This window comes from Candidatus Contendobacter odensis Run_B_J11 (genome assembly GCF_000531125.1).
Lineage (GTDB): Bacteria > Pseudomonadota > Gammaproteobacteria > Competibacterales > Competibacteraceae > Contendibacter > Contendibacter odensensis.
On the sequence record NZ_CBTK010000280.1, the window covers coordinates 19,261 to 28,454 of the forward strand.

The 9,194-nt window shown below is 57.9% G+C and carries 8 protein-coding genes; all 8 read right to left on the bottom strand.

Going from position 1 to position 9,194, the window contains the following annotated elements:
* Positions 1-26: 26 nt before the first annotated feature.
* A complete protein-coding gene (locus BN874_RS17570; RefSeq protein WP_034435584.1) occupies positions 27-269 on the bottom strand; it encodes a hypothetical protein in 243 nt (80 codons plus the stop codon).
* Entirely contained in the window at positions 269-2,836 is a 2,568-nt protein-coding gene (locus BN874_RS17575; protein ID WP_034435585.1) for a chemotaxis protein CheA, read from the bottom strand. The genes BN874_RS17570 and BN874_RS17575 overlap by 1 nt, the downstream gene beginning before the upstream one ends.
* On the bottom strand, positions 2,833-3,207 hold the full coding sequence (locus BN874_RS17580; protein ID WP_034435586.1) for a response regulator: 375 nt from the start codon (positions 3,205-3,207) through the stop codon (positions 2,833-2,835). Before BN874_RS17580 ends, BN874_RS17575 begins: the two co-directional genes overlap by 4 nt.
* A 9-nt stretch (positions 3,208-3,216) precedes the next feature.
* Positions 3,217-4,062, bottom strand: a complete 846-nt coding sequence (locus tag BN874_RS17585; RefSeq protein ID WP_034435587.1) for a CheR family methyltransferase — start codon at positions 4,060-4,062, stop codon at positions 3,217-3,219.
* 27 nt (positions 4,063-4,089) lie between these two features.
* On the bottom strand, positions 4,090-4,719 hold the full coding sequence (locus tag BN874_RS17590) for a HEAT repeat domain-containing protein (RefSeq protein WP_034435588.1): 630 nt from the start codon (positions 4,717-4,719) through the stop codon (positions 4,090-4,092).
* 12 nt (positions 4,720-4,731) lie between these two features.
* The gene (gene cheB / locus BN874_RS17595; protein ID WP_034435589.1) at positions 4,732-5,805 is read right to left on the bottom strand and encodes a chemotaxis-specific protein-glutamate methyltransferase CheB; all 1,074 of its coding nucleotides are present in this window, start codon (positions 5,803-5,805) and stop codon (positions 4,732-4,734) included.
* A gap of 27 nt (positions 5,806-5,832) precedes the next feature.
* Positions 5,833-7,203, bottom strand: a complete 1,371-nt coding sequence (gene iscB / locus BN874_RS17600) for an RNA-guided endonuclease IscB (protein WP_034435590.1) — start codon at positions 7,201-7,203, stop codon at positions 5,833-5,835.
* A 429-nt stretch (positions 7,204-7,632) separates the two neighbouring features.
* Positions 7,633-9,194: chemotaxis protein CheW (locus BN874_RS17605; RefSeq protein ID WP_034435591.1), on the bottom strand; the 1,562-nt coding region annotated here is incomplete at its 5' end.

Sequence of the window (9,194 nt, forward strand, 5' to 3'; positions counted from 1 at the left end):
CTGCTGTTCCTCAGTTCAAGCCCGTGCTACGACCGGCTTTGCAACACCGGCATCAACCAGCGCGCCAGATCGGGATCCGCCGGCGGCAATGTCACCATGACTCTAGCTGCCAGCAGCACCTGCACGATGGCGGTATGAACATGGGTGCATTCCTTGAGCTTCACTTTGCCCCTGGGTTGATCCTGTAACCATTGTAGCAACAGCTCCGCTTCCTCGACGGTGCAAACCTCTTTGAAACACGCCACATTTTTCATGAAATGAATCGGCATCAGAGCAATTCCTTGAGATTGATCACCAGCATCACCGAACCATCACCCAGCAGGGCAGTCCCGGCATAGTGCCGCAGCCCGGCCAGCACCCCCTCCAGTGGTTTAAGAATCACTTCCATGCCTTCGCGGAAATTGTCCACCACAATACCGACGCTCTCGCCGTGGAACTTGACCACCAGGGTTGCCAGCGCCGCATCGCCGGTGGCCGGTTCGCTTAAATCCAGCAACCGCCGCAAGCGGGTGAGTGGCACCAGCCGATCCCGCAAAATGAACGCTTCCCGTTGCTTGATCGCATAAATGGCCGCAGGCGGCAAGCGCACAGTTTCGACCACGATATCCATGGGAACGCCGAGCAGCTTGCCGTCCAGCTCCACCGCCATTACTTGAGTCACGGCCATGGACAGCGGCAACGTCAAGCGGATGTCGGTGCCCATACCCTGCCGGCTGTGGACCGTGACCGCGCCGCCCACCTTATCCACTGAATTGCGCACCACATCCATGCCCACCCCGCGCCCGGAAATATCGGACACTTGATCTGCGGTGGACAGGCCGGGAGCGAAAATCCATTGCACCGCCTCATGATCGCTGATGGTCTCGGCCTGTTCAGGCGTGATCAGCCCGCGCCGCACCGCCTTGTCCTTCACCGCCGCCGCATCCACCCCGCGCCCGTCGTCGGAAATCTCAATGGCGACGTTATCGTTGTCCTGATACGCCTTGACCCGAATCCAGCCCTCGTCCGATTTGCCCAGAGAAAGCCGCTCCTCCGGCGATTCGATCCCATGATCAATGCTGTTGCGCAGAATGTGAATCAATGGATCGGCGAGAGTCTCGATGATGTTCTTGTCGGCCTCGGTGTCCTCACCCTCAACCACCAGATTGATTTTCTTATCCAGCTTTTTCGACAAGTCCCGCACCAACCGGGGAAAGCGCTGAAAAACATGACCGACCGGCATCATCCGAATTTGCATGATGCTGCTCTGCAATTCCTGGGCGATGCGATTGATAACGCCGTATTGATCCTTGATTTCGCGGGCCAAATCCCGCTGCCCATAAACCCGCTCGGCGCGTTGGGCGAGATAGGGCAGGCCGTTTTTGGCGACCACCAATTCGCCGATCAAGTCCATCAGTCGATCCACCTTGTGCTGATCGACTTTCAGGGTCTTGATTGCCAGCTTGTCAGCGACCAGTTCTTCGGGCTTCACCACAACAGCCGATATTTCTTCCGTTGCCGGAGGCGGGTTGTCCATCAGTCGGGCCAGTATTCCACGCAGCGTGGCGGTAGCGCCGGTGTCGAGCGCAATTTCCCGCGCTTCTTCCAGTTCCTCCAGCCAATCCACGCGCCGGGCATAACGCAGGCCATTGGCAAGACAGGCGCAGACGGAGCGGATCCGACCGGACCAGGATTCCGGCTCGACCGGCAATTCCAGAATGCGCAACTGCTCGGCGGCGATGTGCTGGAACGCCGCCTGTTCCACGTCGCTCAATGCCTGCGGCTTGGTAGCAATGATCGGTGGAGTGTCCATCACCAGACTGCTGAGCCAATCCGGCCCCTGTTCGGTGCGAATGGCCTCCAGCAGCAGACGCACTGCGGCCTGATCCGGCGTGGCGTCCTTCACCAGCCGCCGCAGCCAGCGCAGCGCCGAGGCGGTCCAGTCGCCGGGATCGGTGGCGTCCAGCAGCAGGGCGATGAGGCTCCGCAATCCGGCCCAGTCTTCCTGCCCGACCAGTTCCAGCGCCTCAACCACAAAACCATCATAGTGAGCCGGATCGTCATCGCGCCGACCCACCGGAACCGCCAGCACTTGGGGCGGCACGGCCAGCAGACACACCTGATCGGGGACATAACGGAACAGCGTCGCCACGTCAGCGTGCGGTGCGCAGGCCAGCCCTTCAAATCGCAACACACAGCAGTAGGCATCCAGTTCAGTCAGCGGCAGCCACGGTTCAGTGGGCGCAAAATCGAGCAGCGCCAATCCGGGAATTTGCCGGACTTGATAAAACGGGTCTTCACCCTGGAAGAAACATTGCGCATCCGGCGCATAGCGAAATGCCAGCAACGGTTCACCGCTCTCGGTCAGTCGCCGATGCAACGCCGCCCGTTCCTCTTCGGGAAATTGCCCGATCCAGTTCAACTCATCAAAGGCAGGCGTCGAGGGAGCGTCCGTCGCTGCTTCCGGGGCAATATCCTTGAGGAATACTCGCAGCTTCGCACCCAATTCACGGGCGGTCGCTTCCAACTCGACCGGCAAGGTTTCGGTCTGCTCCAGCAGATCCAGCCACTGGCTCACCTGGTCAAAGGCGTCCAGCAACAAATCCACCATTCCGCGCTCGAAGGTCACGGTTTGCGAGCGCAAGGCGTCGAGTAAATCTTCGGCGGCATGAACCAGCAGGGTGACGGGCCGCATCTCGAACAACCCGGAACTGCCCTTGATGGTGTGCGCAGCCCGGAAAATCTCGTTGAGCTTGTCGGTATCGTGGGGATTGTTTTCTATCGCCAGCAGGCCCGCGCCAGTCAATTCCAGTTGATCGCGACTTTCGGCGATGAATTGCGCCAATAAGGGATTCATGGCGCGACCTCCCCGGTGAGCAGGCGGACATGTAGAACCAATGTTTCCGGTCGCACCGGCTTTTGGAAATACAGGTTGGCACCGGCGGCATAAGCAGCGGTGGCATCCTGAGCCTGACCTTCGGTACTGATCATGATCGCAGGCGTCGCGCAGATTGACGGTTCCTGACGAATGGTACGCAAAAGGGTATAACCATCCATCTTGGGCATGTTGACATCCACGATATACAGATCGAAGGAGCCAACCAGCGCCTTTTCCAGACCTTCATAACCATTGCCCGCTTCCTCCACGGCAAAACCTTGTGCCTCCAGCACCTGCCGGTAATACATCCGTACTGTGGTAGCGTCGTCGATGACTAAAATTCTTTTCATGAGAATGGCCTATCGCGGTTTCTGGTAGACGATGGCTTCGGGGAACTTGCGCACCTTGAATAACGGAGTGATGCGGCTCATGGATTCCGAATGCCCCAGACAAATGAAACCGCCGGGGCGCAAAGCGTTGAACAGCGATTCCGCCGCAATGCGCCGCGAGGTGTCATCGAAGTAGATCAGCAAATTACGGCAGAACACCACGTCAAAATCACGGTAGCCGCGCATCTGGGCCAAATCGGTGATATTGACCAAGGTAAATTCGACTGAATTGCGCAAATCGGCATTAATCTGATACTGGCCGTTCAATTTGGTGAAGTATTTGCGCAACAGCGGTTCGGGGAGATGCTGAATGGAGCGCTGGTCATAGCGACCCTGCCGCGCTCGTTCCAGAATCCCGGTATCAATGTCGGAAGCGACCAGTTCGATGTTGTAGTCATCGGCTCGCGGCCAATGCTCCAGCAGGTAAATAGCCAGCGAATACGGCTCCTCGCCCGATGAGCTCGGCACTGACCAAATCCGGATCGATTCATTGCGCGGTTTGTGTTGCACCACTTCTTCCAGAATCGAATTGACCAGACAGGTGAATTGATATTCCTCGCGGAAGAAATAAGTCTCGTTGACCGTCATCAGATTGATGAGCGCCTGTAATTCCGTCCCGGACGTTTCAAAACGCAGCATGACGAAATAGCTGCGGAAATTATCATTACCGGTGGCCTGAATCCGTTCAACCAGACGCTTGTCCACAAAATAGTGTTTGGTTTCCTCAAAAAAAATGCCGGTCTTGCGATAAAAGAAATCCCGGAATTTCAGGAATTCTTCATTGCTGATGGTAGGCGTCGCCTGGGGAAGGCTCAAGGTGATCGCTCCTGGTCGGGATAAGGTTTAACCATCATGGCCCTGAATCCGGCGAATCGCGGCTTGCACACAGAATTGCATAAACGGTTCGTCGCTAAAGCGCTCCGGCAGCGCGTTCAAGGCCGGAATCGCTTCCGGCGTTCCCACTTCCGCCAACACGTCCACCGCCGAGGCGCAGACGTTAAAGTCGCGGTCATGCGCCACCACCTGCACCAGCCAGGCCGGAGTCTGAGGATGACGCAGATTGGCCAGCACGTTGACCGCAAAAATCCGGTAATCCGGATCGGGATCTTCCAGCATGGTCGCCATATACGGCGACACCGCGTCCGGTAGTTGTTGCAACGCTTCGACCGCTGAATTGCGCAAGGCAGCATCTTCGCTGCGCAACAGCGGAATCAAACCGTTGACCACTGCATTGCCGCCGATTTCGATCAGCGTAGTGAACATCGCTTCGCGCACCGAGGTTTGGGTCTCCTGTTCCAACCGGGCGCAGATTTCCTCGGCAGCGTCGGGAAAAGCCGCTAAATCCAGGGCGGCCCAACGGCGAATATCAGCCGCTTCGTCCTCCAACTGGCGCAACAACCCTTGGCGATCCCGGGGCAGGCGGCGGTTATTACCATCAGATGGCGTCGTGTGCGTTTTTCTAATCAAGGCCATGTCAAAGTGTCCTCAATGCAGCCAGCGAAGCAAATGGGTGGCGACTTGATCACAGGGCGCAACCACGGTCGCGCCGCCCCGGTTGATCAACTCAGCCGGCATTCCGAACACCACCGCAGTGTCTTCGGATTCGGCAATGGTGCGGCCGCCGCGCAGATGCAGTTCAGCCATTGCGTCAGCCCCGTCGTAACCCATGCCGGTCAGCATGACGCCAATGAGCCGGTCAGCGGGATAGTGTTCCAGGGCGCTGCGCACCATCAGTTCCACCGAGGGATGCCACAGATAAGTTCGGTTTTCCGGCTGCGACAGCGCGGCGATGCCGGTGCCGCGTCGGCTGAAAATGACATCGGCGCTGCCGCGCCCAATGTAGATCGTGCCCGGCTCCAGCAGGGTCGGTTTACTGACTTCAAGCACCGGCAGGTTGCACAGGCCACCCATCCGCTTGGCAAAAGGGCCGGTGAAATTGGCCGGCATGTGCTGAGCCACTACCACCGTCCAGGGAAAATCAGCGGGCAAACGCGGCAGAATTTCTTCCAGGGTGCGCGGGCCGCCGGTAGAAACCCCGACGAGGACCACCCCCGCTTTGGCGGTTTTGGCGGCTGACGGGCGCGGTTCCACCGGCTTCTTGACCGGTTCCGGCGCCAGCCGGTTTTGCTGGCGGATGCGATCCACCAGCCCTCGCGCCTTGCGAATTTTGGCTTTGGCGGCAGCGCGAATCTTGCTGATCAATTCGGCGTGAATGTCGTCAATACTCAACGAGATGGTGCCGCCGGGCTTGCAGACATAATCCACCGCGCCCAGGCTCAACGCCTCGAAGGTCGCCAGCGCGCCTTTTTCGGTCAGTGAGGACACCATGACCACCGGACAAGGGCGCTCGACCATAATCCGGCTCAGGGCGGTCATCCCGTCCATTTCCGGCATGTTGATGTCCAGACTAATCACATCCGGCTGAAAAACCGCCAACTCGGCCAAGGCTTCGGCGCCAGTGCGACAGGTGCAGAGAGTGAAGTCGCCTTCCTGCTCGAACAGCTTGACCAGATGCTTGCGCATCAACGCGGAGTCATCAACGATCATTAACTTAATCATCAGAATCTCTGCGAGAGACCCCGGCATTTATGCCGGGGAGGGATAGCGGGCCGAACGAAGTTCGGCTTCTTTTGGGTTAAGTGGTTGCGAATAGCCATAACCATCAGCACGTTGAATGACTTTGCAGTACCGATAGCCCATCCCTCGGATCACCCCTTGAGCGGTTTGAAGGTTGAAACTTCCCGATGCGCGAACCGCCACGCGCCCAAGATAGGAACCTATTTTCTTACCTTGGGTGACTTCGGCTTTCACCCTGTCCCCGGTCTGAAATCCTTTGATCCGTTTCTGTCGGGTCAAATAACCACGCGGGAATCCATAGGCATTGAGTCGGGTTCGCTGGTAACTACCGCGTCCAGTCGCTTTAATCGCTAAAGTCGGTTTATTCCAATCTCTGATTTCGTCCATATCGCCCACACAAGCCGCATCCAGCGCATGGGTCTTCGGAATATCGAGTCGAGTCCGATTGAATTTGGTGAGACCACCTGACCCGGTGGTGACTGGCAATCCCGTTATTTTCAGGGTATTAAAGAGCACCCATCGGGTGGTGTTCACCGCCGCCGCATCCTTTAACGGTCTTTTGGCTTGCGCCTGAATCCGCGCTAATCGCTGGGGGTCTTTCGCTAAAAAGACGTTGATTTCTTGAGCGCCTTTCTGCTGATTACACGACCGACAAGCCAGCGTCAGGTTGGAAATCCGGGGGCTCCCACCTTTCGCTTTAGGCGTGATGTGTTCAATCTGCAACGGGACATTCCTGGTGCCGCAATAGGCGCATTCCCTATTCCACTTATTAAGCAGGTATTCACGGGTTTCATAACCCGCCAGAGTGCCTTGTTGGTATTCAACCCCGCTGATTTCTGGATTCTCCATCTGTTGCAAATCAAACCGCACTAATTCCTGAGCAATCCCAGTGACAGGGGCAAGCCGTTGCAAACGATGAACCCAAGCGCCTGTCGTATCCACCCGATGTTGCAGGCTTGGCGCAAGCCAGCCCTTACCCTTATTGCCGCAATTCAGGAACCGGGGTTTCCGATAGCGTAGGTTTCCACGCCGCCGCCGCCGCATTTGCCGACGTGCGGTTAATGACTCACTGATCTGTTGCCCGCGATGGTGAAGCTCAAATAAATTCAGAACGTGAACCGTCACGTGGATTTCACCCGTTGCGTCGTCCATCGTTTCTGAGTGACGCACTACAGCGATCCCGGTCGTCTTGCTTCCCGGATCAAGTTTAATCTTGACGGGTTGTAACATACTTTCGTTGACGGTCCGATCCACGAGCCGAATCGAAAACGGCATGAGTCGATGGATTCGTGCGCGACCTCTTTCCAATAACTTTCTGGCGCGTTTCTCGCTGCACGGCATCAACGGGTTTTTGTGTCTATCCAATACCAAAACAGCCATTAACCTTCTCCAAAAATGTGCTTACGCACCTAGTGACAGAAGCCCTACGGCTTCGCTCCCCTCGCCCATGTTGCAACGCAGCTTTGGCTTTCGCCTGGCGACAAACCGTTTCGTACTTACCCGGTCGCGTGTCTGCATCGGCCGCTTCGAGAGGCCGGAGTTGAGGAAGCGCCCCGGCGTCGGTCGGGTACTTCGTTGCAACGGAGCCGGTTGGTTACGGCTTGGGCTGGTCAATCCAGACTTGCGGTTTCATCCACCACAAGCCTCGCCCTTTAGGGCGGGGTAATTGACTGCGGTAATACCATTTCTCAATAGGTATTGAGTTTTGGCAGGTTGGGCACGCTGCGCTTTGCCCAACCTGCGGCCTGCCACCGCCGTAGTTCCCCCCTTTGAAAAAGGGGGGTCAGGGGAGATTTCACCAATGCAAGCTCAATGCAGCGCCGCTATTTCCAGGGCGGTGACTTCGCCACTTTCCAGCAGTTGGTCCACGTCCAGCAACAGGATCATCCGTTTCTGCTTTTGCAGGTTGGCGACCCGCCGGATCAGCTTGGCGGTTTCCTCAGACAGATTGGGCGCATCCTCAATCGCCTGGCGGGGAATTTTCAGCACCTCAGTGACGGAATCCACAATAAACCCGGTGCGCACCCCGTTGATGGTGAACACCATGATCCGCTGCCGGTCGTTGCGATCCTGCGACGGCAACCCGAAGCGACGCCGTTGATCCACCACTGGCAACACCGCGCCGCGCAGGTTGATCACTCCTTCGATGAATTCCGGCGCTTTCGGCACATGAGCCAGTTGATCGGGCACTCGCACGATCTCCTGCACCGAATCAATCGGCACCCCGAACTCTTCCTTCATCAACCGGAATACCACCATCTGCTCGTCTTCGCCGACGAGGCCCTGCCCTTCCGTTTTATCGGTCACGACTGCTTCGCTCCCTTCCTGCAATTCGCTGACGACGGCCGCCGCTTCGCGGAACGCGCTGTGGGCGAACATCTTTTCCGCCGAGATGATCGAAACCAGCCGCTTGCCATCGTTCAGCCGGCAAATGTCGGTAATTTCGGCAATGTCGGCGTCCCGCGCCAGCAGGGCGGGCATAGTGTCCACCAGGCTGCTGCTGACCCGCAACACCTCGTTCACCGTGTCGGTGATTACTCCGACCGCCAGTTGGTCGCCGCCGCTACTGAGGGAAATGACTACGATGCGATTGTGTTCGCCCAGCGCCTCTGCGGGCAGATTAAACATCCGTCGCAAGCTGACCAGCGGCAACAACCGCTGGCGCAGGGTCATCACCCCGATCACATGCGCCGCCGCCTTGGGCACATGAATGATCTGTTCGGGAACCTGGACGATTTCCTGCACCCGTTCAATCGCGATGGCGTACTCCTGACCCGCCACGACGAAGCTCACCAATTGCAATTCGTCACTGCTGCCGTCGCTGCCTTTGGCGGTTTCCCGCGCTTGCTCGCTGGTGGCGGCGCCGGCCTTGGTCTGTTCGCGGGCCAGTGAGGCAAACTCATTTTTAATGAGCTGGGCGAAGTCCAGAATCATCACCATTTCGTGGCCGCTGACGTTCTTGATCACTCCCAGTAGGAGATCAGAATCAATGGTGGCCTGAATCGCGGTGGCGCTTTCGATCTGGTCCAGCTCGACGGTGATCACGCTGGCCACTCGATCTACGACAAATCCGGCGGGTGCGCCGAAATCAATGACCAGGGCGCGGGTGGCGTCGTCGTGGGTGCGGTCGGGAAACCGGAACAGCCGGCGCAGACTGACGACCGGCAGCACCAGCCCGCGCAGATTGGCGAGTCCTTCCAGACTGGGGGGACTGAGCGGGACCCGAACCACATCCGGTACCCGGATAATTTCGCGCACCGGGGCCATCGGTACGGCGAACACTTCATTGCCGACGAAGAAGGTGACGAACTGACGCGCTTCCATCAGCGCATCCCGTTCGGCCCCCGCCGCGCCATGGGCGGATTGTTCCA

Excerpts from the sequence above, each read along its gene's own strand:
- BN874_RS17570 (WP_034435584.1), bottom strand. The coding sequence starts at position 269 with ATGCCGATTCATTTCATGAAAAATGTGGCGTGTTTCAAAGAGGTTTGC.
- cheB (WP_034435589.1), bottom strand. The coding sequence starts at position 5,805 with ATGATTAAGTTAATGATCGTTGATGACTCCGCGTTGATGCGCAAGCAT.
- BN874_RS17575 (WP_034435585.1), bottom strand. The coding sequence starts at position 2,836 with ATGAATCCCTTATTGGCGCAATTCATCGCCGAAAGTCGCGATCAACTG.
- BN874_RS17580 (WP_034435586.1), bottom strand. The coding sequence starts at position 3,207 with ATGAAAAGAATTTTAGTCATCGACGACGCTACCACAGTACGGATGTAT.
- BN874_RS17590 (WP_034435588.1), bottom strand. The coding sequence starts at position 4,719 with ATGGCCTTGATTAGAAAAACGCACACGACGCCATCTGATGGTAATAAC.
- iscB (WP_034435590.1), bottom strand. The coding sequence starts at position 7,203 with ATGGCTGTTTTGGTATTGGATAGACACAAAAACCCGTTGATGCCGTGC.